The sequence below is a fragment of the Micrococcus sp. KRD012 genome, from assembly GCF_017168555.1.
Classification (GTDB): domain Bacteria; phylum Actinomycetota; class Actinomycetes; order Actinomycetales; family Micrococcaceae; genus Micrococcus; species Micrococcus luteus.
The window spans coordinates 385,437-410,947 of the sequence record NZ_JABFBB010000003.1; the positions used below are offsets into that span (position 1 = coordinate 385,437).

The window sequence follows — 25,511 nt, forward strand, 5'->3', positions numbered from 1 at the left end:
CGTCGGGGGCGGTCGGTCTCGACGGCGGGGCGGGGATCCACGGCCGGGCGGCCCTCGTCGCGCGGGCGGCCACGCCGCGAGGGCGTGGTGGTGGCCCGCTTCCGGCCCCGGCGCTCGGTGTCCGCCCGGGTGTCCTCGCGCCCGGACCAGGGCAGCGTCCGGGGCCCGGCGCCGGGCGCGGGGCTGGGCAGGTCGCTCGCGCGGGTCAGCAGGGCCCCGAGATCCGGTGCTGCGCCGGGGGCGGGATCCGAGCCGTCCCCCGCGGGGGTCCCGGCATCGTGCGCGGGCGCGGCGTCCCGCGCGGCCTCCGTGGCGTCCGCGTCGGACGACGTCGGCTCCGGTGCGCCGGCCAGATCGAGCCACATTCGGCCCACGTCCGAGTCCCGGGCGTCGTCGAACGCGGACGCACCGGGAGCGGAGCCGCTCCGGCCGGTCGTCTCCGACCGGTGGGCGGCCCCGCCTCCGACGTTCCTGCGCGATCGGGTCATCCGACGGCGGTGTCCCCCGGAACCGCGGTCAGGGCCGGGGCCTCGTCGTCCTCGGCCTCCGGGGCCACGCCGATGCCGAGCTTCGTGAGGATGCGCTCCTCGATCTCGTTGGCGAGGTCCGGGTTGTCCTTGAGGAAGCGACGGGCGTTCTCCTTGCCCTGCCCGAGCTGGTCCCCGTCATAGGTGAACCACGCGCCGGACTTCTTGACGATGCCCTCCTCGACACCCATGTCGATCAGGCCGCCCTCGCGGGAGATGCCGACCCCGTAGAGGATGTCGAACTCGGCCTGCTTGAAGGGCGGGGCCATCTTGTTCTTGACGATCTTCACGCGGGTGCGGTTGCCGACGGGGTTGCCGGCCTCCTTGAGGGTCTCGATGCGGCGGACGTCGATGCGCACGGACGCATAGAACTTGAGCGCCTTGCCGCCCGTGGTGGTCTCCGGGGAGCCGAAGAACACGCCGATCTTCTCGCGCAGCTGGTTGATGAAGATGGCCGTGGTCTTGGTCTGGTGCAGGCGGCCGGTCACCTTGCGCAGCGCCTGGGACATGAGGCGGGCCTGCAGGCCGACGTGGGAGTCGCCCATCTCGCCCTCGATCTCGGCGCGCGGGGTCAGCGCGGCCACGGAGTCGATGACGACGATGTCCAGGGTGCCCGAGGAGACGAGCATGTCCATGATCTCCAGGGCCTGCTCGCCGGTGTCCGGCTGGCTGACCAGCAGGGCGTCCGTGTCCACCCCGAGCTGGCGGGCGTAGACCGGGTCCAGGGCGTGCTCCGCGTCGATGAAGGCCGCGATGCCGCCGTTGCGCTGCGCGTTGGCCACCGCGTGCAGGGCCAGGGTGGTCTTGCCCGAGGACTCCGGGCCGTAGATCTCCACCACGCGGCCGCGCGGCAGGCCGCCGATGCCCAGGGCCACGTCCATGGCCACCGAGCCCGTGGGGATGACCTCGACGGGTGCCTGGGTCTGGTCCCCCAGCCGCATGACGGAACCCTTGCCGAACTGCTTGTCGATCTGGGCGAGAGCGGCCTCGAGGGCCTTCTCGCGATCCGTCACCTTGCTCATCCTTCACCCCTAGCTCTGGTGGTGCTGCCGCGGACGCTGGAGCGCCCGCCTCGGTCATGTCCGTGAATCTACGGGGGGCGGCGGACACGATAAGCGTGGCCGGCCCCGCCTGTGCACGAGATCACCCCGTCGCACTGCTGTGCAGGACTCTACCGCATTCTTCGAACACGTGTTCGAACAGGGGCAGTGCCCCGCCAGCGCGTCGCGGCGTCAGCGTTTCGGCGGCACGTCCCGACCGAGACGCCGCTCCTGCGGGATCTCATGCAGGTCGCAGACCGCCAGCCAGACCCGCCGCGGGTCCACGCCGGCGGCGAGCGCCGCCGTCGCGGTGGTGTCCAGGCCGGGCAGGTGCAGGGAGTCGGCCACGAGGCCGGCCCGGGCGGGGCCGAACTCCTCGTCCATCAGCCGGCGGAACTCGCTCTCGCGCACGGGCGGTCCTCTCTGTGGTCGGTCGCGGGGTCAGGGACGGGGACGCAGACGGCGCGGGCGCCCCGAGACGGGGCGCCCGCGCCGTGGGTGTGGCGGGGTCAGCGGCCGGCCAGCGAGCCCAGGCTGGGGTCCGTGAGGTCGTCCGGCAGGGTGTCCGGGACGACCATGCCCTCCTGCTCCACGAGCCGGTCCGAGACCTCCCGCAGCAGGTAGGACAGCGGGATGTCCAGCGCCTGGCAGATCGAGGCCAGCAGCTCGGAGGAGGCCTCCTTCTGGCCGCGCTCCACCTCCGACAGGTAGCCGAGCGAGACACGGGCATCGTGCGAGACCTCGCGCAGGGTGCGGCCCTGGAGCTGCCGGACGTCGCGCAGGACGTCGCCGATCTCGTGGCGGAGGAGGGGCATGCTGCGCTCCTTGATGTCGGGGGCGGCCGCGCGGGGACGGGGCTGGTCATCGACCCAGCGCGTGATTCCGTGGGAATGGACGGGATGTCGCATCATGTCTATCGCCTGCTCCTGGACTTTTCCTGAAGGCACCGGGCCGCGGGCCTGATCCCGCGAGGCACTCTTCTTGACTCATTACATTCAACGTCGGGCGGGGTCGCGTTCATTCCCGAGGCACGGCCTCCCCCTCCCTCGGGCGTTCCGCGGCCCCGTCGCCCCCGTGCCGCTCCGAGCGCCGATGCCGTTCCCGCAGGGAGTACGTGGCGTTCCGGATGCGGTCGGAGTCGTCCAGGCTCGAGCCGACGGCCCCGGCCATCGTGCCCATCGACGCCGCGAGCCACACGAGCCGGACGTAGTCGCCCACGCCGCTGGGCTGGTCGAGCTCCTCCCCCAGATACTCCACGGGGATGATCATGAGCGCGACCAGCAGCAGCGTCACGAAGAGCAGCACGTAGACGACGGTGCAGGCCAGGCCCACGGTGAGCACGGTGGAGAGGTTGTCCAGCCGCGAGCTGTGCCGGTGGGCCGCACCATGCGTCCACAGACCGTTCGTGGTGACCAGCCACGCCACCAGCAGCACGACGGACAGCACGCTGACCGCCGCGAGCCGCCCCGGGGACATCACGCTGGAGAGCACCCAGATGGAGCCGAAGAACACGCCGTAGGCACCGGCCGCGCTGGCCGAGGCGATCGTGAACGTCATGTCCCGCGGCATGAGCAGCGGCCGGTTGGCCATCACCATCCCGGCCAGCAGACGCAGCGTGCCCGTCCAGCCCTTCACGTACACCGTGGACGTGCGCCGGGACCCGCCGCCCATCCGGGTGGTCGTGGTCACGTCCGCGTCGACGTCGACCAGGGGGGCGATGCCCCGCAGTGCGTCCGTGTCGGGCTCAGGGGGCTCGTCCGTCGGGGACCGGTCGTCGTCCTCCTCCACCTCGCCGGACTCGTCGGAGGACTGCACGTCCAGCTCCCCGTCCGGCGGGTCCACGTGGGGGGCGGTGTCGATGTGCTCGACGATCCGCAGCACCGTCTCCCGCAGCCGGCGGGCCGGGGTGATGACCCCCAGCGCCGGGACGCACACGACGCCGACCCGCAGCTGCGGCACGACGTCCGCCACCACGCCGCGCCGGTCGTCGAACCGGGGCAGGTCGACGACGGCGACCACCGTGTCCCATCCCTGCCCGTCCGCGAGTGAGCGGACCGGCTCCTCCAGGACCATGCCCCCGGTCGCACCGACCGGCAGCGACTCCTGCCGTGTCTCGACCCGCCAGCCGCCGGGCTGCGGCAGGCGTTCGTCGAGCCGGTCCTCGACGTCCCCGGCGATGCGGCGCACGAGGGCCCACGGGGTGCCCGGGTCGGCCACGAGGCCGATGACGCGGGGGCCCGGGGCGTCGTCGCCGTCCTGCGGTGCATGCTCGGGCGGGGTGGGAGGCGATGCGGTCTCCATCGCGCCGAACCTACGCGCCGGGTCGGGCCGGCACCAGGGACGGGGCGCCGAGTCGGGTCGGTCGGCGCCCCCATGCAGCCTCAGTGGCCGGGGCCGGCGAGCAGGTGCGTCAGGGCCTGCAGCGCCGCGGCGACGGTGGCCTCCCGGATCGCGGCCCGGTCGCCGTCGAGCCGGAGGAGGATCGCGGTGGCCGCGCCGTCGCGCTCGCCGCCGAGCACGTCCAACGCGTTCGCGTCCGCGTCGGGCACGGCCAGGCCGAGCCACACGGTGCCCACCGGCCGGCCCTGGTGGGGCTCGGGCCCGGCGACGCCCGTGGTGGCCACGCCGACGTCGGCGCCCAGGGCCGCGCGGGCGCCGAGGGCCATCCGTCGGGCCACGTCCGCGTCCACCGCCCCGACCCGCGTGAGCAGGTCCTCGGGCACACCCAGCAGGCCGGTCTTCACGGCGTTCTGGTAGGCCACCACGCCACCGTGCAGCACGGCCGACGCCCCGGGGACGTCGGCCAGGCGCGCGGCCAGCAGGCCGGCGGTGAGGGACTCCCCCGTCGCCACCGTGCGGCCCGCGTGCGCGAGCGCGTGCACCACGTCCTGGGCGCCTGCCATGGTCATCGCCTCAGGCCCCCCGCTGGGCGGCGAGGGCGTCCCGCCGCAGGACCCACGCGTCCTTGACGTACTCCAGACCGGTCAGCACCGTCAGCACGGTGGCGGCCCCGATGACCACCCAGCCGGCCCACGGCCACCAGCCGCCCACGACCGGGGCCAAGGGCAGGAGCAGCAGGCCGATGCCCACGGTCTGCAGCACGGTCTTGAGCTTGCCGCCGCGGCCGGCCGGCATCACGCCGTAGCGGATCACCACGAAGCGCATCAGGGTGATGCCCCATTCGCGCACCAGGATCACGATGGTCACCCACCACCACAGCTCCCCCAGCAGGGAGAACAGCACGAGGGCCGTGCCCGTGAGCAGCTTGTCCGCGATGGGGTCCGCGATCTTGCCGAAGTCGGTGATCAACCCGCGGGCGCGGGCGATGTCCCCGTCGAGCTTGTCGGTGTACATGGCCGCCGCGAACAGCGCCAGCGCGAGCCACCGGGCGACGAGCGAGTCGCCGCCCCACGGCCCGCCGACCCACAGCGCCCAGGCGAAGAAGGGCACCATCAGGATGCGCACCGAGGTCAGGATGTTCGGCAGGTTCCAGGCGGACACGCGCTGCGCCCCGCCAGCCGCGCTCATCTGCCCGTCAGCTGCCACGCGTCCTCCGATCCCTCATCATCGTCCTCGTCGTTCCAGTCCACGGCGGCCGGGCGCGAGTCCAGGTCCTCCTGCACCAGGTCGCGCGGACCGGCGGACGCCGAGGCGGCATCGTCACCGGTTCCGGTCGAGGGCGGGGTGTCTCCGGAGATGGTGGCGAGCACGTCCGCGAGGTCGTCGGGCTTGACCAGCACGTCGCGGGCCTTGGAGCCCTCGGAGGGGCCCACGACGCCGCGGGACTCCATGAGGTCCATGAGGCGGCCGGCCTTCGCGAAGCCCACCCGCAGCTTGCGCTGCAGCATGGACGTGGAGCCGAACTGCGTGGTGACCACGAGTTCGACGGCCTGCAGGAGCAGGTCCAGATCGTCGCCGATGTCCTCGTCGATGACCTTCTCGGTCTTCTCGGGGATCACGTCCTCGCGGTACTGGACCTGCATCTGCGACTTCACGTGCTCCACGACGGCGTGGATCTCGGACTCGTTGACCCACGCCCCCTGCACGCGCATGGGCTTGGACTTGCCCATCGGCAGGAACAGGGCGTCGCCCTGGCCGAGCAGCTTCTCCGCGCCGGGCTGGTCCAGGACCACGCGCGAGTCCGTGACCGACGACGTCGCGAACGCCATGCGCGAGGGCACGTTGGCCTTGATCAGGCCCGTGACCACGTCCACGGACGGCCGCTGCGTGGCGAGCACGAGGTGGATGCCGGCCGCCCGGGCCAGCTGGGTGATGCGCACGATCGCGTCCTCGACGTCGCGCGGGGCGACCATCATCAGGTCCGCGAGCTCATCCACGATGACCAGCAGGTACGGGTACGGGCGCAGCACGCGCTTGGAGTCCGGCGGCAGCTTCACCTGGCCGGCCCGGACGGCCTTGTTGAAGTCGTCCACGTGCTTGTAGCCGAACGCCGCGAGGTCGTCGTAGCGGGTGTCCATCTCCTTGACGACCCACTGCAGCGCCTCGGCCGCCTTCTTCGGGCTCGTGATGATCGGGGTGACCAGGTGGGGCACGCCCTCGTACGCGGTGAGCTCGACGCGCTTGGGGTCCACCATCACCATGCGCACCTCGTCCGGGGTGGAGCGCATGAGGATCGAGGTGATCATCGAGTTCACGAACGAGGACTTGCCGGCGCCGGTGGCGCCCGCCACGAGCATGTGGGGCATCTTCGCGAGGTTGGCCACCACGTAGCCGCCCTCCACGTCCTTGCCGACGCCCATCACCATCGGGTGGTCGGTGCGCTGGGCGGCCTGCGAGCGCAGGACGTCGCCGAGGGCCACGACCTCCTTGTCCGTGTTGGGGATCTCGATGCCGATCGCGCGCTTGCCCGGGATGGGGCTGAGGATCCGCACGTCCGAGGAGGCCACCGCGTACGCGATGTTCTTCTCCAGCGCCGTCACCTTCTCCACCTTGGTGCCGGGGGCGACCTCGACCTCGTACCGCGTCACCGTCGGCCCGCGGGAGAACCCGGTGACCTGGGCGTCCACCTTGAACTCGGTGAACGTGGTGGTCAGCGCGGCGACGACCCGGTCGTTGGCCTCGGAGCGCTCCTTCGGCTGGGGCCCGGCGGGGAGCAGGGCAGACTGCGGCAGCGTGTAGGACACGTCCCCGCCCAGCTCGGACTGGGTGCCGCGGGCCGGCTCGGCGGTCACCGGCGGCACCGGCGCGGGGGTGCTGGCGGGCACGGCGGAGGACGACGACGACGCGGCGGTCCCGGAGCCCTGACCTGGGGCGTCGTCCAGGGCGAACGGGGTGTCCTCCCCCGCGTCCTCCTCCAGGGATGCGGCGGCCGGGGCGGCGGCCTCACGCTGGGCGCGGGCGTGTTCGCGCACCTGCTCGAGGGCACGGTCCGCGGCCGTGGGCCGGCGCACTCCGGCGGGTGGCTGCGGCTCGGCGTCCGCGTCCTCGGGCGCGTCGTCCTCGTCCACCCACGGGTCGAAGTCGTCCGAGGCGTCCTGGTCCGCGTCCCGCGGGTCACGCGCGTCTGCGGCGGCCTGCTCGGCGTCGAACACGCCCTGCTCCCCGCGAGCGGCTCGCCGGGGGGCGGGCCGGGGCAGGACCTGGGTGGTCTCCGCCTCGGGGGCGGCGTGGGAGCCGGCCTCGGCCTCGTGGATCACCGGGGAGTCGTAGGCGGTGCTGGCGGTGTGCTCCGGGGCGGCGTCGGCGGCCTGCTCCTCGCGTGCCCGGCGCCCGCCGAACAGGCGCGCGAACAGGCCGGGGCGGGAGGCCCCGGCGGCGTGGGCGCCGGCGGCCGGGCCGTCCAGGTAGGACTGGTCGTGGTCCGGGTGGGTGCGCCCGGTCTCCGCATCCACGGAGAGCGGGGTGGCGAGGTCCTCGGCCTCGCGGCGCTCCTCCCGGGCCCGGCGCCGCTCGGCACGGCGGGCGGCCCGCTGCTCGGAGGCACCCTCGGGGTCCTGGCCCGTGAGCCAGTCGTAGCCGCCCGCGATCCGCTGCGGGATCGAGCCGACGGGCGTCGCGGTGAGCACGAGCACCGAGAAGAAGGCCAGCAGGATCATGAGGACCCAGACGGGCACGGGTGTCAGCAGGGAGGCCAGCGGCGCCGTCGCCAGGTAGCCGACCATGCCCCCGGCGCCGAGCATGTCCTCGAAGGCCTCGGCGGCCGAGGGCACGCCGCCCACGAGGTGGGCGATGCCGGAGCCGGCGACCGTGGCCATGAGCAGGCCGATGATGATGCGCCCGTTGGCGCGATGGTCCGTGGCGTGGCGGAAGCAGCGCACGGCCACGACGAGCAGGGCGATCGGCACCAGGAGGGCGAACCACCCGACGGTGCCGCCCACCACCCCGTGCACCACGCGGCCGACGGCGGTGCCGCGCAGGCCCCACCACTCCACGGCCGCGATCAGCGCGGCGAGCAGCAGCAGGAGCAGGCCGGTGCCGTCACGGCGTTCCTCGCGGTCGATGCGCACGTCCGGGCCGAGCTTGCGGAAGCCCGCGCCGACCGGTGTGGCCAACCCCATCCACAGGGTGTGCAGGGCGCGCAGGGGCGCGGCGGGCCGGTCGGCCTCGGGGACGGTCGCGGTCGACCCCTTCCGTCCGGAGCCTCGGCGTCCGGCGGAGCCGGAGCGGGACGTGGCGGAGGAGGACGACGAACGCGTGGGGGAAGTACGGGTCGCCATGCCCACCAAACTACCGCGAACCGCGGACACGGCAGGCATGGCGACCCGGAGGGGTCAGGCCTCCAGGACCACCGGGATGATCATCGGGCGGCGGCGCAGCTTGCGGTTGACCCACGTGCCGACGGTCCGGCGGACCACCTGCTGGAGCTGGTGGGCGGTGTGGTCCTTGCTGGACTGCACGGCCTCCTCGAGCGCCCGGACGATCTTCGGCTTGATCTCCTCGAACACCTTCTCGTCCTCGGCGACGCCGCGGGCGTGGACGTCCGGGCCGGACACGATCGTGCCGGTCTGCCGGTTGACCACGGTGATGATCGAGATGAAGCCCTCCTCGCCCAGGACACGGCGGTCCTTGAGGTCCGAGTCGGAGATCTCGCCCACGGAGGAGCCGTCCACGTACACGTAGCCGCACTCCACCTCGCCGACGACCTTCACGAGGCCGTCGGTCATGTCCACCACGGTGCCGTTGCCGGCCAGGATGACGTTCTCGGCCGGCACGCCGGTCTTCTCCGCGATCCGGCCGTTGGCGATCAGGTGGCGGGTCTCGCCGTGCACCGGCATCACGAACTCGGGCTCGACGATGTTGTAGCAGTACAGCAGCTCGCCCTCGGAGGCGTGGCCGGAGACGTGCACCTTGGCCATGCCCTTGTGCACCACGGTCGCGCCGAGCTTCATGAGCCCGTTGATCACGCGGAACACGGAGTTCTCGTTGCCCGGGATCAGGGAGGAGGCCAGCACGACGAGGTCGCCCTCCTCCAGCTGCACCTGGTGGTCCCCGTTGGCCATGCGGGACAGGGCCGCCATCGGCTCGCCCTGGGAGCCGGTGACCATGAGCACGATCTCGTCGTCGCGGTACTTGTCCACCTTGCGGATGTCCACGAGGATCCCGTTCGGCACGTTGAGGTAGCCGAGCTTCGCCGCGATGGTCATGTTGCGGATCATGGAGCGCCCGCCGAAGGCCACCTTGCGACCGTGCTTGTGGGCGGCGTCGAGGACCTGCTGGACGCGGTGCACGTGGGAGGAGAACGAGGCCACCACGATGCGGCGCTTCGCCGTGGCGAAGTAGCGCTCGAGGGTGGGGCCGATCTCCGCCTCCGTGGTGGTGAACCCCGGGACCTCGGCGTTCGTGGAGTCGGTCATGAACAGGTCCACGCCCTCCTCGCCGAGACGGGCGAAGGCGCGCAGGTCCGTGATGCGGCCGTCGAGCGGCAGCTGGTCCATCTTGAAGTCGCCGGTGTGCAGGATGGTGCCGGCGTCCGTGTGGATGGCGACGGCGAGCGCGTCCGGGATCGAGTGGTTCACGGCCACGAACTCGCACTCGAACGGGCCGAACTCGACGATGTCGTCTTCCTTGACCACGCGGGTGCGCGGCTTGATCCGGTGCTCCTCGAGCTTGGCCTCGATCAGGGCGAGGGTCAGCTTGGAGCCGATCACGGGGATGTCGTCGCGCAGGCGCAGCAGGTACGGCACGGCACCGATGTGGTCCTCGTGGCCGTGGGTCAGGACGATGCCGACGACGTCGTCCACGCGGTCCCGGATGTAGTCGAAGTCCGGCAGGATCAGGTCGACGCCGGGCTGGTGCTCCTCGGGGAAGAGGACGCCGCAGTCGACGATGAGGATCTTGCCGTCGATCTCGAAGGTGACCATGTTGCGGCCGACCTCCTCGAGGCCGCCCAGCTGGACGATGCGGCAGGTGCCCCGCTTGAGCTTGGGCGGGGTGGACAGGCGGGTGCCTGCGGTCATGGAACGGGTCCCTTCTAGAAGGTGATGCCGGCCTCCGCGAGGTCGGCTCGGATGACGGAGAGCTCGTCCGGCGTGGCCTGGACGAGGGGCAGCCGCACGGCTGCGGACGGGATGACGCCCTGGGCGGCGAGGACGGCCTTCGCGGCCACCGCGCCCTGGACGTGGGTCATGATGCCGCGCTGGACGGGGTCCAGCGCGAAGTGGTGATCACGGGCACCGGCCAGGTCGCCGGCGTGGACGGCGTCCACGAGCTGGCGGTACAGCTCGGGGGCCGCGTGCGCGGCCACCGAGACGACCCCGACGGCGCCGAGCGCCATGAGCGGCAGGGTCGCGCCGTCGTCGCCGGAGTAGAGGTCGAGGTCTGTGTGCGCCAGGACGGTGGTGGTGGACTGCAGGTCCCCCTTCGCGTCCTTGAGCGCACGGATGTTGGGGTGCTGCGCGAGCGCGATGATCGTCTCGGGCTCGATCGGCATCACGGAGCGGCCCGGGATGTCGTAGAGCATGATCGGCAGGTCCACGCCGTCGGCCACGGCCTCGAAGTGCGCGCGGATGCCGGCCTGGTTGGGCTTGTTGTAGTACGGGGTGACGAGCAGCAGCCCGTCCACGCCCGTCTCGGCCGCGCGGCGGGACAGCTCGAGGGTGTGCGCCGTGTCGTTGGTGCCGGTGCCGGCCACGACCCTGGCGCGGTCCCCCACGGCCTCGACGACGGTGCGGAACATCGCCACGTTCTCGTCGTCCGTGAGCGTGGAGGTCTCGCCGGTGGTGCCGGTGACCACGAGGCCGTCGGCCCCGCGGTCCACCAGGTGCTCGGCCAGCGCGGCGGCCGCCTCGAGGTCCACGGCGCCCTCGTCCGTCATGGGGGTGACCATGGCGGGCACGACCGTGCCGAAGAGCAGCTCGGAGGGGATGACGGCGGAACGGACGGCACTCATGGGCCCCACCCTACCTGCGAGACTGGGGGCCCGCGCCGTCCGTGGCCCCTCCGCGACGCGCGGCGACTCGAGAGGAGCCCGCCCGCCCCCCGCCGCCGTCCGCCCGGACCGGCCCGCGCGTCGCCGGCTGCCCGGCGTCGACGCGGCCCGCGGAATCGCCCTGCTCGGCATGATCACCGTCCACGTCCTCGACCCGGCGACGGCGGACGGGGCGCCGCACCCGGCGTTCCTGTCCTTCGCCGGACGCGCCTCGGTGCTGTTCGTCCTGCTGGCCGGCGTCGGGCTGGCCCTGTCCACGGGGGGCGCGACGCCGGCCACGGGGGCCCGGCGCGCGACGCTGCGCCGCCGGATCGCCCGACGCGCGGGCCTGCTGTTCGTGCTCGGGCTCGCGTGCGGGACGCTCGGGGTCCCCGTGGCCGTCATCCTGTGCCACTACGCCCTGCTCTTCCTGCTCGCGCTGCCCCTGCTGGGCCTGCGTGCCCGCACCCTGGGGGTGATCGCGGGGGCGTGGCTCGTGCTCGGGCCGGTGCTGGTGTTCGCGGTGGTCGCGGCCGTGCAGGCCGTCGTGGGGCGCCAGGAGTTCTTCGTGGGCGGGCGGCTCTGGCTCTCCCCCGGCCCCGCGGACCTGCTGCGTCCCGGGCTGCTGCTGGCCGATCTGACGCTCACGGGCTACTACCCCGTCCTGTCCTGGGGCGCGTTCCTCGTGCTGGGGCTGGCCCTGGGGCGGCTGCCGCTGGACCGGCCCCGCGTGGCCGCCGGGATCCTCGGCGGCGGGGCCGCGGCGTGGGCGGCGGCCGGCGTCGTCGGTGCGGCGGTGCTGCGGGCTCGGGGCACGGTCGGGCGGGTCGCCGCGGCGATCGGCACGGACCCGGTCGAGACGGCGCTCACGCTGCGCACGGGCGAGCCGCGGCTCGCGCTGCTGATCCCGGATCCGCTGTGGCTCGCCCTGCCGACCCCGCACTCCGGGTCCGTGGTGGCCGCCGTGTTTGCGGCGGGCTGGGCCTGCGCCGTGCTGGGCGCCTGCCTGCTGGCCCGGCCGCTGGTCGGGCACGCCGCGCTGCGCCCGCTCGTGGGTGCGGGGCGCATCCCGCTCACGCTCTACGTGGGGCACCTCGTGGTGCTCGCGCTCGTGGACGCGACCGGACTCGACCCGGCCGACGGGGCACTGCTCGCCGCCCTCGTCGTGCTGAGCCTCGCGGCCGGGCTGGCCGCCGAGCTCAGCGGCCGACGGGGTCCGCTCGAAGCCGTGATGGCCCGGCTCTCCCGGGCGGGTGGGGAACGGGCCGTCGCAGGGCGTTGAGCGAGGCGTGGGCCGCGTCAGCCGGCGCGGTGCAGGCGGACGGCCTCCCGGGCCGCCTCGCGGGCGCGGCGGCGGTCGCCCGAGGCGTCGTAGGCCAGGGCGAGGCGGTAGCGGGCGCGCCAGTCGCGCGGTGCGGCCTCGGCCTCCACGCGGTACAGGTCGAACTGGGCGTCGGCGGCCTCCCGGTCGATCCGGCCGCCGGGCGAGCGCGGCAGGTCGTCCTCCGGCAGCCCGCCCTCGGCCTCGAGCTGGTCGGCCAGGCGTTCGGTCTGGCGCCCGAACCACACCTCGCGGGCCAGGACGGCCACGGTCACCAGCACCACGAGGATGACGCCCGCGCCGATCGCCTTGGCCAGCGGCTGCGGGGCGCGCACCAGCGCGACGGACGCGTTGAGGGCGAACCCGGCGAACAGCAGCACGAGCAGGGACACGAAGCCGACCCACACCTTGCTCATCACGGTCGAGCGGCGGGCACGGGCGGCGTGCTCGGTCGGGCCCACGGCGCCGTCGTCGGGGATGCGGGAGGGCTCAGCCAAGGTCCAGGTATCCATCCAGTCCGTAGGTCAGACCCGGGCGGGAGGCCACGGTCCGCAGGCCGAGGACGACGCCGGGCATGTAGGCGCCGCGGTCGAATGCGTCGTGCCGGACCACGAGCTGCTCACCCGGCCCGCCCAGCAGCACCTCCTGGTGCGCCTCCAGGCCACGCAGGCGCACCGCGTGCACGTGCACGCCGTGGACGACGGCACCGCGCGCGCCGTCCGGGTCGTGCTCGGTGGCGTCCGGGGAGACGGGCACGCCGGCCGCCTCCCGGGCCGCGCCGATGAGCTCGGCGGTCCGCACGGCCGTGCCCGACGGGGCGTCCACCTTGTCCGGGTGGTGCAGCTCGACGAGCTCGACGGACTCGAAGTACCGCGCCGCCTGCGCGGCGAACGCCGAGGCCAGCACCGAGCCGACCGAGAAGTTCGGGGCGATCAGCACGCCCACCCCCGGGTGCTCCGCCAGCTGCGCCTCGAGGCGCGCGCGGCGCTCGGGCACCCAGCCCGACGTGCCCACGACCGTGTGCAGCCCGTGCTCCACGGCGAAGGCCACGTTCTCGGGCGAGGCGTCCGGCACCGTGAGGTCCAGGACGTGCGTGGCGCCGGCGTCGAGCACCGCGTCCAGGCGGTCCTGCGAGCCGAGCTCGGCCACGAGCTCCAGCCCCTCGGCCGCTCGCACCGCGGGCACCGCGTGGCGGCCCATGCGGCCACGGGCGCCCAGGATCGCGACGCGCGGGACGTCGTCGGGAGCGGACACGGCGGAGGGGGTGCGGGTCTCGGTCATGGCCTCCAGCCTACGCGGCCCGCCCCGGCGGCCGTGGCCGAGGTCAGGCCGGGGCGACGACGACGCGCGCCCGGTCCCCCGCGGCCAGGCGCGCGGCCACGGCCCGGACCTGGCCGGCGTCGACCTCGCGGACCCGGGCGAGGGAGGCCGCCAGGTCCACGTACTCCCCCGTGACCAGCTCGGCCCGTCCCAGCCGGGACATGCGGGCGCCCGTGGACTCCATGCCCAGCACGGTGCCGCCGCAGATCTGCCCGTGGGCGCGCGCGAGCTCCTCCCCGGTGACGTCGGCCTCGGCCATCCGGTCCAGCTCGGCCTCCATCAGCGCGGCCACCTCGTCCACCCGGTCCGGCTGGCAGCCCGCGTACAGGCCCCAGTAGCCGGCGTCGGAGTACCCGGCGGAGAACGAGTAGGTGTTGTAGGCCAGGCCGCGGCGCTCGCGGATCTCCTGGAACAGCCGCGAGGACATGCCCCCGCCCAGGACGGACTGCATGACGCCCAGGGCGAAGCGGTCCGGGTCCGTGGTGGACAGCGAGCGGCCGCCGACGAGGACGTTGGCCTGCTCGACCGCCTTGGTGACGGTGTGCGTGCCGGTCCGCACCCGCGAGGCCGCGGCCCCGGCGGTGTCCACGGCACGACGCGGGGCGGGCAGGGCCCCCTGGGTGAGCTCCCAGCCCGAGGCGCGCAGGGCGGCGAGGACGAGGCGGCAGACCTCGTCGTGGTCGAGGTGGCCGGCGGCGGTGACGACGAGCTCGTCCGGGCGGTACCAGTGCGTGTAGTGCCCCACCACATGGTCGCGGGTGACGGCCCGGATCGTCTCGGGCGTGCCGCCGATCGGCCGGCCGAGGGGGTGGCCGTCCAGCATGACCTCGGCGAGCTTCTCGTGGGCCACGTCCACGGGGTCGTCCGCGTCCATGGCGAGCTCCTCGAGGATCACGCCGCGCTCGGTCTCGAGCTCGTCCGGGTCGATCAGGGAGGAGGTGAGCATGTCCGTGAGGACCTCCACGGCCATCGGCAGGTCCTCGTCCAGCACGCGGGCGTGGTAGACGGTGGACTCCTTGGCCGTGCCGGCGTTGGACTCCCCGCCCACGCGGTCGAAGGCGGCCGCGATGTCCATCGCGGTGCGCGTGGGAGTGCCCTTGAAGAGCAGGTGCTCGAGGAAGTGCGTGGCGCCGTAGCCCTCGGGCGACTCGTCACGGGACCCGACGGCCACCCAGTAGCCGATGGTCACCGAGCGCTGGTCCGGCATGGCCTCGGTGAGCACGCGGACGCCGCCGGGCAGCACGGAGCGGCGCACCACGGAACCGTTGCCCTCGTCCGCCAGCACGCCGTCGAAGTCCAGGGGGATCTCACGGTGAACACTCATGACGGCCATTCTCGCCCATGCGCGACGACGGCGCCGCACCACTCGCGGGGAGGGTGCGGCGCCGTCGTGGTCACCGGGCCGGGCGGGGCGGATCAGGCCTCGATCTGCGAGGACTCGATCGCGTCCGCGGTCTCGGCCAGGGCGTCGGACTCCGCCACCACCGGGGAGAGGGACAGCTTGCCGCGGTCGTCGATCTTGGTGATCTCGACCTGGACCTTCTGGCCCACGCCGAGCACGTCCTCGACGTCGTCCACGCGCTTGCCCTCGTTGAGCTTGCGCAGCTCGGAGATGTGCAGCAGGCCGTCCTTGCCCGGGGTGAGCGAGACGAACCCGCCGAACGTGGTCAGCTTCACCACGGTGCCGAGGTAGCGCTCACCGACCTCGGGGACCTGCGGGTTGGCGATCGCGTTCACCGCGGAGCGCGCGGCCTCGGCCGAGGCGCCGTCGGTGGCGCCGATCAGCACGGTGCCGTCGTCCTCGATGGTGATGTCCGCGCCCGTGTCGTCCTGGATCTGGTTGATCATGGCGCCCTTGGGGCCGATGACCGCGCCGATCTTGTCCACCGGGATGCGCACGGAGATGATCCGCGGGGCGGTGGGGGCCATCTCGTCCGGGGCGTCGATGGCGGCGTTCAGCACGGACAGGATGTGCAGGCGCGCCTCGCGGGCCTGCGTCAGGGCGGCGGCCAGCACGGAGGCCGGGATGCCGTCCAGCTTGGTGTCCAGCTGGATCGCGGTGACGAACTCCGCGGTGCCGGCCACCTTGAAGTCCATGTCGCCGAACGCGTCCTCGGCGCCGAGGATGTCGGTCAGGGCCGCGTACTGGGTCTGGCCGTCCACCTCGGCGGAGACCAGGCCCATGGCGATGCCGGCCACGGGCGCACGCAGCGGCACGCCCGCGTTCAGCAGGGACAGGGTGGAGGCGCAGACGGAGCCCATCGACGTCGAGCCGTTGGAGCCGAGGGCCTCGGAGACCTGGCGGATCGCGTAGGGGAACTCCTCGCGGGCCGGCAGCACGGGCACGAGGGCGCGCTCGGCGAGGGCGCCGTGGCCGATCTCGCGGCGCTTCGGGGAGCCCACGCGGCCGGTCTCGCCGGTGGAGTACGGCGGGAAGTTGTAGTGGTGCATGTACCGCTTGGCCGTCTCCGGCGCCAACGAGTCGATCTGCTGCTCCATCTTGAGCATGTTCAGCGTGGTGACGCCCATGATCTGGGTCTCGCCGCGCTCGAAGATGGCGGAGCCGTGCACGCGGGGCAGGACCTCCACCTCCGCGGTCAGCTTGCGGATGTCCGTCAGGCCGCGGCCGTCGATGCGCACCTGGTCGGTGAGGATGCGGCGGCGCACGATCTGCTTGGTGAGGGAGCCGTAGGCCTTGGCGATCTCGCCCTTGCGCTCGGCGAAGTCCTTGCCCTCGCCGGCGAGCTCCTCGAGCACCTCGAGCAGGTAGGCGTCCGAGGCCGACTCGCGCTCCTGCTTGTCGCCGATGGAGAAGATCTCGGTCAGGCGGTCCGTGGCGAGCTTCTCGACGGCGGCGTAGGCGTCGTCCTGGTAGTCCTGGAACACGGGGACGTCCACCGGGTCCTTGCCGGCGCGCTTGACCAGGTCGGCCTGGGCCTCGCACAGGGCGCGGATGAAGGGCTTGGCGGCCTCGAGGCCCTCGGCCACGATCTCCTCGGTGGGCGCCTGCGCGCCGCGCTCCTTGACCAGGGTCCAGGAGTCCGGGGTCGCCTCGGCCTCGACCATCATGATGGCGACGTCGTCGCCCACCACACGGCCGGCCACGGCCATGTTGAACACGGCGCCCTCGAGCTGGGAGTGCTTCGGGAACGCGACCCACTGGCGCGTGCCGGAGCCGTCGTCCATGAGGGCCATGCGCACGCCGCCGATGGGACCGGAGAACGGCAGGCCGGACAGCTGCGTGGACAGGGAGGCGGCGTTGATGGCCACCGTGTCGTAGATCTCGTCCGGGGCGATCGAGGTGACGGTCACGACGACCTGGACCTCGTTGCGGATGCCCTTGACGAACGCCGGGCGCAGCGGGCGGTCGATCAGGCGGCAGGTGAGGATCGCGTCCGTGGACGGGCGGCCCTCGCGGCGGAAGAACGAGCCGGGGATGCGGCCCGCGGCGTACATGCGCTCCTCGACGTCCACGGTCAGCGGGAAGAAGTCGAAGCCCTCGCGGGGCGACTTGCCGACGGTGGTGGCGGACAGCATCGACGTCTCCTCGTCGATGTAGACCATGGCGGCGCCGGCGGCCTGCTGGGCGAGGCGCCCGGTCTCGAAGCGGACGGTGCGCTTGCCGTACGAGCCGTTGTCGATGACGGCCTCGGCGAAGGTGATCTCAGGACCCTCCATGAGGGCCTCCTTTCAGGTGGACGGCGCCGCAGGCGTCCCTGTCCCCCTGGTCTTCGATCGAGGCCCTCGGCATCCCGCCGTGCGGCGGGGTCCGGGAGCCACTGTCGAGGACCGCGGGCGATGGGCGCGGAACCGTCGGGTGTGTCGATGATGCGGGGATGCGCGCCATGGCGCGCCGGAGTGCCGCAGGCTGCGGCGGTCTCCCCCCGGGACACACTACGTGCGTCCGGGGGCAGACGAAAGGCGGCGCCGGCGCTCGCGGGTCCCCGCGGGCTCCGGCGCCGCCTCCTCAGGTCACTTGCGCAGGCCGAGGCGCTCGATCAGCGCACGGTAGCGCTCGATGTCGACCTTCTGCAGGTAGCCGAGCATGCGACGACGGCGACCCACCAGGGCCATCAGGCCGCGACGGGTGTGGTGGTCGTGCTTGTGCTCCTTGAGGTGCTCGGTCAGGTCCTTGATGCGGCGGGACAGGACCGCGATCTGCACCTCGGGGGAACCGGTGTCGCCCTCGTGGGTGGCGTACTCCTTGATGATCTGCTGCTTGACAGCGGGATCCAGGGCCATGGTGGGCCTCCTTCACTTCGGTACCGCGAACACGGGCCGCGCCCCGCCGGGGCGGACGACGCGGGGCCCACCCCACCGCGGACTGCAGGGAGGCCGAGGGTCGAGTCTACCGCATCGCCTACCCTGGCCCGGTGAGCACCCCACCGGGCCCCGTCGTCGTTCCCCCTCCGGCCGCCCGCGCCGCCCCTGGATCTGCCGCTGATCGGCCACGGCTACCCCGCGCTGCTGCGCACGCCGCGGGCCCGATGGTGGAACCCGCTCGCGTCCTTCGGCCTCGTGCTGGCCGGCCTGGTGGGCCTCCTCGTGCTGGGGGGCGTGCTGGGCGCTCTCGCCCTGATCGCCACGTCCGGGCCCGCGCTGCTCGGCGCGGCCGACCCGACGGACGTGACCGACCTCGACCTGTACTCCGCGCCCATGGTGCTGCTGAACAACCTCCTGCTCGCCGCGCTGATCGGGGTCGCGCTGCTGGCCGTGGCGCTGGGCCACCCCGTCGCCGCCCGCTTCGTCCACTCGGTCGAGGGCCGCGTGCGCTGGCGCTGGCTGGCGCGCTGCGTCGTCGTGCTGACGCCGCTGTTCCTCGCCTACGTGCTGGGCGCGTGGGCCCTCGACGGCGCCCCCACGGCCCCGCGCGCGCAGGACTGGGTCTGGCTGCTCGTCATGGCGTTCGTGCTCACCCCGTTCCAGGCCGCGGGCGAGGAGTACCTGTTCCGCGGGTGGCTGCTGCTGGCCGTCGGCACGTGGATCCGCCGGCCGGTCGTGGCCGCCGCGGTCACCGCGGTGCTCTCGGCGGCGACCTTCTCGCTCGCCCACGGCTCGCTCGACCCGTGGATCCTGCTGGACCTCGCCGCGTTCGCCGTCGCCGCCGTCCTGCTCACGTGGCGCACGGGCGGGCTCGAGGCCGCCGTCGCCCTCCACGTGGTCAACAACGTGGTGATCATCGCCGTCGGCACGCTCGTGGGCACCGTCGAGGACAGCTACGTGGGCGCGGAGACCGCCGGCTCCCCGGCGGCCACGCTGCTCTCGGTGGCGGTGGTCGCGGTGGCCACGGCGCTGCTGCTCTGGCAGGCGCGGCGGGCCGGGATCGCCCGGACGGTCCCGGTCACCGTGGGCGCCCGCCCCTGACCGGCGCCGCCCACCAGGCCACCGTCACGTAGGGCACCTGCAGGACCGCGTCCGCCGCATGGCCCAGGTGCTCGTGCAGGTACCAGTCGAGGTTGGCCGTCATCCGGGACCGGATCCGCTCGTCCGCGCGCAGCCAGTACGAGCGCGAGGCCATGAGTCCGTGCAGCCCCGCCGCGGTCATGGGCTGCGTCCACGCCCAGCGCGCGTGCTCCTCCGCCCCGAACGGGGCGGCGAACCGGCGCTGCTCCGGCCGGGCGGCGTGCACGTCCCCGGCGTGCATGATCCGGGTGAGACGGTGCACCCACGGCACCGCCGTGTCGAGCTGGTTCCACACCGCGGCCAGGCGCCCACCCGGGCGCAGCACCCGTGCGGCCTCCGCGCTCGCCGCGGCCGGGTCCATCCAGTGCCATGCCTGGGCCGCCACCACGGCGTCGGCGCTCGCCGCCGGCAGGCCCGTGGCCTCGCCCGTGCCCGGCACGGCGCGCACCCGCCCGCCCGTGCCGGCCGCGACCTCGCGTTCCAGGACGGCGCGCATCGACGCCGACGGCTCGAGGGCCGTCACCGTCCGCACCCGGTCCGCCGGGCGGGCCGCGAGCAGCCGGGTGAACAGTCCCGTCCCGGCCCCGAGCTCCACCACCTCCGCGCCGTCGGCGATGCCCGCCAGGACGCGGTCCACCACGGCGGCCGGGTAGGAGGGGCGGACGGCGTCGTAGTGCTCCCCGCCGGTCTCGAAGGGGTTGGGCCCGGCCCGACGGGCCCGGGCCGGGCGCCCCGGCAGGTTCGGCACAGCGGGGGGAGCGCCCGGCTCCGGGGCGCTCACCGGTCGGAGGGGGTCGTGGCCAGGATCGCCCGGGCCTCGTCCACGTCCTGCGTGATCTGCGCCACGAGCTTCTCGACGCCCTCGTAGGCGACCATCCCGCGCAGCCGGGCCACGAACTCCACCTCGATGTGCTGGCCGTACAGGTCGAAGTCCTCCACCCGCTCGTCGTGGCGGTCGATCACGTGTGCCTCCACCACGCGGGAGACGTCCTCGAACGTGGGGTTCGAGCCGATGGAGATCGCGGCCGGCCACACCCCGCCGTGCGCGTCGTGCACCCAGCCGGCGTAGACGCCGTCGGCCGGGATCATGCCCTGCACATCCGTCTCGAGGTTCGCCGTGGGGAAGCCGAGCTCGCGGCCGCGCGCGAACCCGTGCACCACCTCGCCGGCGAGCACGTGGTGCCGGCCGAGCACGGCCGCGGCCTGGGCGACGTCGCCCGCGGCCAGGGCCTCCCGCACCCAGGTCGAGGAGCAGCGGCGCTCCGGCTCGGCCCCGTGTTCGGCGGGGAACTCCTCGACGGCCTCGACCTCGAAGCCGTAGCGGGCCCCCAGGCGCACCATCTCCGCGACGTCGCCGGTGTTGCCCCGGCCGAAGCGCACGTCGTGCCCCACGACCACGACGGCGGCGTGCAGCCCGTGCACGAGCATGCCGCGGACGAACTCCTCCGGGGACTGGTCCGCGAACTCGAGGGTGTAGCGCTGCAGGAGCACCGCGTCCAGACCCGCCTCGTCCAGGAGGACGACCCGCTGCTCGGGGCTGATGATGTCCACGTGGGGCACCTCGGGATGGTGCACGGCGCGCGGGTGCGGGGTGAAGGTCACGGCCACGGCCAGGGCGTCGCGGGCCCGCGCCAGCTCGACGACCCGGCGCAGCACCTCCCGGTGGCCGCGGTGCACGCCGTCGAAGTTGCCCAGGGTGACCACGGTGCGCGGCAGGTCCGTGGGGACCTCGTCCAGGCTGTTCCAGACCCGCATCAGAGCGCCCCCGCCTCGGCCGGGCGGGCGGGGCGGTGCGTCAGCAGCCAGATCAGGCCGACCACCGGCAGCACGAGCGGCACGTAGCCGTAGCCCGCGCCGAACCGGGACCACACGGTGTCGTGGGCGAACATCCCCGGATCCAGGACGGTCCACAGGCCCACGCCCACCACGCCGGCCAGCTCCACGAGCACGGCGCCCAGCGCCACGGCCCAGGCGCGCGCGCCGGAGCGGGCGAGCGCGAACGTCGCCACGATGTACACGACCGCCGCGACCGCGGAGAGCGTGTACGCCACGGGGGCGGCGTCGAACTGCGTGAGGATCTGGAAGAGGCTGCGCGCGCTCGCCGAGAGGGCGAACACCGCGTAGACCATGACGATGATCCGGCCGAGACCCTGGTTGCGCGCGGGGGCGCCGTCGCTGGGTGCCATGTCCATCCTCCTCACCACTGCCCGAACCAGATGACCTGCATGCGGTGCAGCATCACGGCGATCGTGGGCCCGACCACGGCCAGCACGAGGTTGGACCACCGGGTCTTGTCCGTGACGGCCCAGCCCACGGCGATCACCGGCACGATCAGGGCGGTGAGGATGTAGCCCCAGAACTCCCAGCCGGGGCCGTTCAGGGTGTCCCCGCCGAGCTGGCGGACGGCGGCGGCCGCCGCATAGACGAGCGTGAACAGCTCGACGGCGGCCACCGAGAGGATCGAGGCGTCCGCGGGGTGGCGGCGGATCGCCGTCATCACCACGCAGACGACGAACGAGACGGCACCGATCACCAGTCCCGTCCAGAACCAGGCGTCGAGGATCATGCGGTCCTTCCCTGTCCCGGCCCCTCGGCCGGGGCGAACACGAGCTGGGGCTTGGCGACGTCGGCGCCGCGGCGGCGCACGTCGGAGACGAGGGCGATGACGCGGCCGTCCGGCGCGCGCCCGGCGACGAGCGTCTCACCCGTGCCGGTGGGCGCCACGACCCGCCCGAAGGCGAGCTCGTGGGCCTCGTGCTCCGTCAGCTCGCGCACCGGGAAGAGCCCGGCGGCGGCCTCGGAGAGCTCGGTCATCGCGAACCGCTCCGCGAGGGCCTCGAGCGAGAGCGCGTCGGCCACGTCGAACGGGCCGACGGCGGTGCGGCGCAGCGCCGTGAGGTGCCCGCCGGTCTCGAGGGCCTCGCCCAGGTCGCGGGCGAGCGCCCGGATGTAGGTCCCGGACGAGCAGCGCACGGTGACGTCGAGGTCGACCAGCCGGCCGCCGTCGAGCCGGCGCAGCTCGTGCACCGTGAACTCGTGCACGGTGACGGGGCGGGCGTCGAGGGTGACGTCCTCTCCCGCGCGGACGCGATCGTAGGCGCGCCGGCCCGCCACCTTGACGGCGGAGACGGCCGAGGGCGCCTGCAGGATCTCGCCCGTGAGGGCGGCGACCTGCTCGGCCACGCGCTCGGGCGTGACGGCGTTGGCCAGCCGGGTCTGCACGACCTCGCCCTCCGCGTCGTCCGTGACGGTCGACTGCCCGAGCCGGATCGTGGCCGTGTACGTCTTGTCCGTGCCCGTGATGGCGGTCAGCAGGCGCGTGGCCTTGTTGACGCCGACCACGAGCAGGCCCGTGGCCATGGGGTCCAGGGTGCCGGCGTGGCCCACCTTGCGGGTGCCCGCCAGCCGGCGGACCCGCCCGACGACGTCGTGCGAGGTCCACCCCTGCGGCTTGTCCACGAGGACGACCCCCGACGCCTCCGTTCCCGGCGCGTCGGGGGCCTGTCCCCCGGTGCTGCGTGCGCTCACCGTGCCGCGGGCCTCAGGCGCGCGGGGCGTCGTCGGCGTCGGCGTCCGGCTCCGCGGTGCGGTACGGGTCCGCGTCACCGGCGTACGACGCGCCCTCGCGCGCCTTCGCCAGCTCGGCGTCCCGCTCCTTGGCCGCGCGGAGGACGTCCTCCAGGTGTGCGGCCGCCTCGGGGACGGTGTCCGCCACGAACTCGAGGGTGGGCACCAGGCGGATGGTGAGCCCGCGGCCCACCTCGCGGCGCAGGATGCCGCGGTTGTCCTGGATGCCCTCGTGGGCGGCGGCCACCGTGGCCTCGTCGCCCAGGACGGTGTAGTAGACGGTGGCGTGCTGCAGGTCGTTGGTCACGCGGACCTCCGTCACGGTGACGGGCTCCACGCGATCGTCCTTGACGCCGCGGCGCAGCGCCTCGGCCACGAGGACCTTGATGCGCTGGGCCAGGCGGCCGGCGCGTGCCGGATCGGCCATGGTGCGGTTCCTTCCGGTGGTGATGGTTCAGAGGGTGGGACGCGGAAGGCGGGGGCCCGTGCGGGCCCCCGCCCCGGCCGTCAGACGCGCGGCTTCTCCTGCATCTCGAAGGTCTCGATCACGTCGCCCTCCTTGATGTCGTTGAAGCTGCCCAGGCCGATGCCGCACTCGTAGCCCTCGCGGACCTCCGTGGCGTCGTCTTTGAAGCGGCGCAGCGACTCGATCTTGAGGTGATCGGAGACCACCACGCCGTCGCGCACCAGGCGGGCCTGGGCGTTGCGGCGGATGAGGCCCGAGCGCACGAGCGAACCGGCGATGTTGCCCCACTTGGAGGAGCGGAACACCTCGCGGACCTCGGCCGAGCCGAGCTCGACCTCCTCGTACTCCGGCTTCAGCATGCCCTTGAGCGCGTTCTCGATGTCGTCGATCGCGTCGTAGATCACGCTGTAGAAGCGCATGTCCACGCCCTCGCGGTCGGCCAGGTCGGCGACCCGCTCGGCGGGGCGCACGTTGAAGCCGATGATGATGGCGTTGTCCACGGTCGCCAGGTTCACGTCATTCTGCGTGATGGCGCCGACGCCGCGGTGGATGACGCGCAGCTGCACCTCGTCCTCGCCGACCTCGATCTTGAGCAGCGAGTCCTCGAGCGCCTCGACGGCACCGGACGCGTCGCCCTTGATGATGAGGTTGAGCGTGTCCAGCTTGCCCTCGGCCACGGCCTGGTCGAAGTCCTCCAGGGTGATGCGCTTGCGGCGCTTGGCCAGCTGGGCGTTGCGGTCCGCGGCCTCGCGCTTCTCCGCGATCTGGCGGGCGGTGCGCTCGTCGTCGGTGACGAGGAACGAGTCGCCGGCACGCGGCACCGTGGACAGGCCGAGCACCTGGACGGGACGCGACGGATCGGCCGCCTCCACGGCGTTGCCGTTCTCGTCGAACATGGCGCGCACACGGCCGTGGGCGGAGCCCACCACCATGGTGTCGCCCACGCGCAGCGTGCCGGTCTGCACCAGCACGGTGACGACGGCGCCGCGGCCCTTGTCGAGGTTGGCCTCGATGGCCACGCCGCGGGCGGCCTTGTGCGGGTTCGCCGTGAGCTCGAGGGCGGCGTCCGCGGTGAGCAGGATCGCCTCGAGCAGCTGGTCGATGTTGATGTTGTTGCGCGCGGAGACGTCCACGAACATCGTGTCGCCGCCGTACTCCTCGGGCACGAGGCCGTACTCGGTGAGCTGACCGCGGATCTTGTCCGGGGCGGCGGTGTCCTTGTCGATCTTGTTGACCGCCACCACGATCGGCACGCCGGCCGACTGGGCGTGGTTGAGCGCCTCGACGGTCTGCGGCATGACGCCGTCGTCGGCCGCCACCACCAGCACGGCGATGTCGGTGACCTTCGCACCGCGGGCACGCATGGCGGTGAACGCCTCGTGACCCGGGGTGTCGATGAAGGTGAGGCGACGCTGCTCGCCCTCGTGCTCCACGGGCACCTGGTAGGCGCCGATGTGCTGCGTGATGCCGCCGGCCTCGCCCTCGATGACGTTCGAGGAGCGGATGGCGTCCAGCAGACGCGTCTTGCCGTGGTCCACGTGGCCCATGACGGTGACGACCGCGGGGCGCGGCTCGAGGTCGGCCTCGTCCTCGTTGGCCGCCTCGGCCTCGAGGTCGATGTCGAAGGCCTCCAGCAGCTCCTTGTCCTCGTCCTCCGGGGACACGATCTGGACCTTGTAGCCCAGCTCGTCGCCGAGCAGCTGGAAGGTCTCCTCGTCGAGGGACTGGTTGGCCGAGGCCATCTCGCCGAGGGTGAAGAGCACCTTCACCAGGTCGGCGACGTCGGCGCGGATCTTCTCGGCGAAGTCGGCCAGGGACGCGCCGCGGCGCAGACGCAGGACGGTGGTGCCGTCACCCTTGGGGACCTTGACGCCGCCGATCTCACGCGTGTGCTGCTGCTCGAACTCCTGGCGCTTCGCGCGCTTCGACTTGCGTCCCTTGCGCGGGCCGCCGCCGCGCCCGAAGGCGCCCTGGGCGTTGCCGCGACCGCCACGGCCGCCCGGGCCGCCGGGACGACCCGGACCGCCACCGGGGCCGCCGCCCGGACGGCCACGGCCGCGGGCCGGCTGCGGGGCCGGGGTGATCTGCTTGGGCATCATGCCCGGGTTCGGACGCGGCCCACCGGGGCGGGGACCGCCGGCGCCCGCGGCCGGGCGCGGACCGCCCGGACGGGGACCGCCGGCACCGGCCGGCGGACGGGGGCCGCCCGGACGAGGCGCGCGGTCCTCACGACCGGAGCGCATGCCCTGCGAGGGGGCGAACGGGTTGTTGCCCGGACGCGGAGCACCGACACGGCCGCCCGGGCGGGCGCCCGGGCGAGGCCCGGCGGAGCCGCCCTTGGGGCTGAACGGGTTGTTGCCGGGACGCGGGGCGCCCGGCTTGGGCGCGGAGGCACCCGGCTTGGGCGCGGCGGCGCCCGGCTTCGGCGCGGCCGACCCCGGCGTGGCCGGCGGCTGCGGGGCCTTCGGCTCGGCCGGGGCGGCCGGCGTCGGTGCGGCGG

General features: G+C 73.7%; 23 protein-coding genes and 1 pseudogene. 2 read left to right on the plus strand and 22 right to left on the minus strand.

Translation table 11 applies throughout. From position 1 onward, the window contains the following. The 10 genes and pseudogenes from J1M37_RS02205 to dapA all read right to left on the minus strand — a co-directional run. A pseudogene (locus J1M37_RS02205) lies at window positions 1–365 on the minus strand (regulatory protein RecX); the annotation flags it as partial. A gap of 119 nt (window positions 366–484) precedes the next feature. Beyond that, window positions 485–1,549 carry a recombinase RecA gene (gene recA / locus J1M37_RS02210; RefSeq protein ID WP_036384235.1) on the minus strand — a complete coding sequence of 355 codons (1,065 nt, stop codon included), beginning with the start codon at window positions 1,547–1,549 and terminating at the stop codon, window positions 485–487. A gap of 210 nt (window positions 1,550–1,759) precedes the next feature. Further along, window positions 1,760–1,978, minus strand: a complete 219-nt coding sequence (locus J1M37_RS02215; protein WP_002856506.1) for a DUF3046 domain-containing protein — start codon at window positions 1,976–1,978, stop codon at window positions 1,760–1,762. A gap of 98 nt (window positions 1,979–2,076) precedes the next feature. Then, complete coding sequence (locus J1M37_RS02220; RefSeq protein ID WP_036315027.1) at window positions 2,077–2,478, minus strand: helix-turn-helix domain-containing protein; 402 nt, start codon at window positions 2,476–2,478, stop codon at window positions 2,077–2,079. A 106-nt stretch (window positions 2,479–2,584) separates the two neighbouring features. Beyond that, entirely contained in the window at window positions 2,585–3,868 is a 1,284-nt protein-coding gene (locus tag J1M37_RS02225; protein ID WP_123244239.1) for a hypothetical protein, read from the minus strand. Window positions 3,869–3,948: 80 nt separating this feature from the next. Then, on the minus strand, window positions 3,949–4,470 hold the full coding sequence (locus J1M37_RS02230) for a CinA family protein (RefSeq protein WP_169577768.1): 522 nt from the start codon (window positions 4,468–4,470) through the stop codon (window positions 3,949–3,951). A gap of 10 nt (window positions 4,471–4,480) precedes the next feature. After that, window positions 4,481–5,095 carry a CDP-alcohol phosphatidyltransferase family protein gene (locus tag J1M37_RS02235; protein WP_044658592.1) on the minus strand — a complete coding sequence of 205 codons (615 nt, stop codon included), beginning with the start codon at window positions 5,093–5,095 and terminating at the stop codon, window positions 4,481–4,483. Continuing rightward, entirely contained in the window at window positions 5,092–8,244 is a 3,153-nt protein-coding gene (locus J1M37_RS02240; protein ID WP_206452024.1) for an FtsK/SpoIIIE family DNA translocase, read from the minus strand. Before J1M37_RS02240 ends, J1M37_RS02235 begins: the two co-directional genes overlap by 4 nt. A 54-nt stretch (window positions 8,245–8,298) precedes the next feature. Continuing rightward, window positions 8,299–9,984 (minus strand): ribonuclease J, encoded by a 1,686-nt coding sequence (locus J1M37_RS02245; RefSeq protein WP_002856517.1) that lies wholly within the window; start codon window positions 9,982–9,984, stop codon window positions 8,299–8,301. Between the two features lie 14 nt (window positions 9,985–9,998). After that, the gene (gene dapA, locus J1M37_RS02250) at window positions 9,999–10,916 is read right to left on the minus strand and encodes a 4-hydroxy-tetrahydrodipicolinate synthase (protein WP_036384223.1); all 918 of its coding nucleotides are present in this window, start codon (window positions 10,914–10,916) and stop codon (window positions 9,999–10,001) included. A gap of 169 nt (window positions 10,917–11,085) precedes the next feature. Between dapA and J1M37_RS02255 the strand changes: the two genes are divergently transcribed. After that, complete coding sequence (locus J1M37_RS02255; RefSeq protein ID WP_233490694.1) at window positions 11,086–12,216, plus strand: heparan-alpha-glucosaminide N-acetyltransferase domain-containing protein; 1,131 nt, start codon at window positions 11,086–11,088, stop codon at window positions 12,214–12,216. Between the two features lie 17 nt (window positions 12,217–12,233). Here the strand turns inward: J1M37_RS02255 and J1M37_RS02260 are convergent, their stop codons facing one another. From J1M37_RS02260 to rpsO, 5 genes are all read right to left on the minus strand, one after another. Next, entirely contained in the window at window positions 12,234–12,752 is a 519-nt protein-coding gene (locus J1M37_RS02260) for a hypothetical protein (protein WP_113913936.1), read from the minus strand. After that, window positions 12,745–13,536, minus strand: coding sequence for a 4-hydroxy-tetrahydrodipicolinate reductase (dapB, locus tag J1M37_RS02265; RefSeq protein WP_049146350.1), 792 nt, complete (start codon window positions 13,534–13,536; stop codon window positions 12,745–12,747). Before dapB ends, J1M37_RS02260 begins: the two co-directional genes overlap by 8 nt. A 43-nt stretch (window positions 13,537–13,579) precedes the next feature. After that, the gene (locus J1M37_RS02270) at window positions 13,580–14,908 is read right to left on the minus strand and encodes a M16 family metallopeptidase (protein WP_036315003.1); all 1,329 of its coding nucleotides are present in this window, start codon (window positions 14,906–14,908) and stop codon (window positions 13,580–13,582) included. Window positions 14,909–14,991: 83 nt separating this feature from the next. Continuing rightward, window positions 14,992–17,253: a polyribonucleotide nucleotidyltransferase gene (locus tag J1M37_RS02275; protein WP_036315001.1), complete on the minus strand. Its 2,262-nt coding sequence runs from the start codon at window positions 17,251–17,253 to the stop codon at window positions 14,992–14,994. A 294-nt stretch (window positions 17,254–17,547) separates the two neighbouring features. Beyond that, a complete protein-coding gene (rpsO, locus tag J1M37_RS02280; RefSeq protein WP_017488396.1) occupies window positions 17,548–17,817 on the minus strand; it encodes a 30S ribosomal protein S15 in 270 nt (89 codons plus the stop codon). A 276-nt stretch (window positions 17,818–18,093) separates the two neighbouring features. Here rpsO and J1M37_RS02285 point away from each other — a divergent pair, with 276 nt between their 5' ends. Then, window positions 18,094–18,939, plus strand: a complete 846-nt coding sequence (locus J1M37_RS02285) for a CPBP family intramembrane glutamic endopeptidase (protein ID WP_342345102.1) — start codon at window positions 18,094–18,096, stop codon at window positions 18,937–18,939. Here J1M37_RS02285 and J1M37_RS02290 read toward each other — a convergent pair. The 7 genes from J1M37_RS02290 to infB all read right to left on the minus strand — a co-directional run. Further along, on the minus strand, window positions 18,917–19,759 hold the full coding sequence (locus tag J1M37_RS02290; protein ID WP_060974128.1) for a class I SAM-dependent methyltransferase: 843 nt from the start codon (window positions 19,757–19,759) through the stop codon (window positions 18,917–18,919). The two genes, J1M37_RS02285 and J1M37_RS02290, sit on opposite strands and share 23 nt — an antisense overlap. Further along, window positions 19,756–20,733 (minus strand): bifunctional riboflavin kinase/FAD synthetase, encoded by a 978-nt coding sequence (locus tag J1M37_RS02295; protein WP_041104239.1) that lies wholly within the window; start codon window positions 20,731–20,733, stop codon window positions 19,756–19,758. The genes J1M37_RS02290 and J1M37_RS02295 overlap by 4 nt, the downstream gene beginning before the upstream one ends. Beyond that, complete coding sequence (locus J1M37_RS02300) at window positions 20,733–21,164, minus strand: hypothetical protein (protein WP_036314984.1); 432 nt, start codon at window positions 21,162–21,164, stop codon at window positions 20,733–20,735. Before J1M37_RS02300 ends, J1M37_RS02295 begins: the two co-directional genes overlap by 1 nt. Before the next feature lie 11 nt (window positions 21,165–21,175). Further along, entirely contained in the window at window positions 21,176–21,544 is a 369-nt protein-coding gene (locus J1M37_RS02305; RefSeq protein WP_002855305.1) for a hypothetical protein, read from the minus strand. Further along, entirely contained in the window at window positions 21,541–22,506 is a 966-nt protein-coding gene (gene truB, locus J1M37_RS02310) for a tRNA pseudouridine(55) synthase TruB (protein ID WP_078026112.1), read from the minus strand. Before truB ends, J1M37_RS02305 begins: the two co-directional genes overlap by 4 nt. Window positions 22,507–22,519: 13 nt before the next feature. Then, a complete protein-coding gene (gene rbfA, locus J1M37_RS02315) occupies window positions 22,520–22,972 on the minus strand; it encodes a 30S ribosome-binding factor RbfA (protein WP_036314977.1) in 453 nt (150 codons plus the stop codon). An 80-nt stretch (window positions 22,973–23,052) separates the two neighbouring features. Beyond that, window positions 23,053–25,511 (minus strand): translation initiation factor IF-2 (gene infB / locus J1M37_RS02320; protein WP_161788182.1); only part of this gene is annotated, 2,459 nt, incomplete at its 5' end.

Coding starts and splice junctions, on each gene's coding strand:
- recA (WP_036384235.1), bottom strand. CDS start 1,549: ATGAGCAAGGTGACGGATCGCGAGAAGGCCCTCGAGGCCGCTCTCGCC.
- J1M37_RS02220 (WP_036315027.1), bottom strand. CDS start 2,478: ATGATGCGACATCCCGTCCATTCCCACGGAATCACGCGCTGGGTCGAT.
- J1M37_RS02225 (WP_123244239.1), bottom strand. CDS start 3,868: ATGGAGACCGCATCGCCTCCCACCCCGCCCGAGCATGCACCGCAGGAC.
- J1M37_RS02230 (WP_169577768.1), bottom strand. CDS start 4,470: ATGGCAGGCGCCCAGGACGTGGTGCACGCGCTCGCGCACGCGGGCCGC.
- J1M37_RS02235 (WP_044658592.1), bottom strand. CDS start 5,095: ATGAGCGCGGCTGGCGGGGCGCAGCGCGTGTCCGCCTGGAACCTGCCG.
- J1M37_RS02240 (WP_206452024.1), bottom strand. CDS start 8,244: ATGGCGACCCGTACTTCCCCCACGCGTTCGTCGTCCTCCTCCGCCACG.
- J1M37_RS02245 (WP_002856517.1), bottom strand. CDS start 9,984: ATGACCGCAGGCACCCGCCTGTCCACCCCGCCCAAGCTCAAGCGGGGC.
- dapA (WP_036384223.1), bottom strand. CDS start 10,916: ATGAGTGCCGTCCGTTCCGCCGTCATCCCCTCCGAGCTGCTCTTCGGC.
- J1M37_RS02255 (WP_233490694.1), top strand. CDS start 11,086: ATGATCACCGTCCACGTCCTCGACCCGGCGACGGCGGACGGGGCGCCG.
- dapB (WP_049146350.1), bottom strand. CDS start 13,536: ATGACCGAGACCCGCACCCCCTCCGCCGTGTCCGCTCCCGACGACGTC.
- J1M37_RS02270 (WP_036315003.1), bottom strand. CDS start 14,908: ATGGCCGTCATGAGTGTTCACCGTGAGATCCCCCTGGACTTCGACGGC.
- J1M37_RS02275 (WP_036315001.1), bottom strand. CDS start 17,253: ATGGAGGGTCCTGAGATCACCTTCGCCGAGGCCGTCATCGACAACGGC.
- rpsO (WP_017488396.1), bottom strand. CDS start 17,817: ATGGCCCTGGATCCCGCTGTCAAGCAGCAGATCATCAAGGAGTACGCC.
- J1M37_RS02295 (WP_041104239.1), bottom strand. CDS start 20,733: ATGCGGGTCTGGAACAGCCTGGACGAGGTCCCCACGGACCTGCCGCGC.
- J1M37_RS02300 (WP_036314984.1), bottom strand. CDS start 21,164: ATGGCACCCAGCGACGGCGCCCCCGCGCGCAACCAGGGTCTCGGCCGG.
- J1M37_RS02305 (WP_002855305.1), bottom strand. CDS start 21,544: ATGATCCTCGACGCCTGGTTCTGGACGGGACTGGTGATCGGTGCCGTC.
- rbfA (WP_036314977.1), bottom strand. CDS start 22,972: ATGGCCGATCCGGCACGCGCCGGCCGCCTGGCCCAGCGCATCAAGGTC.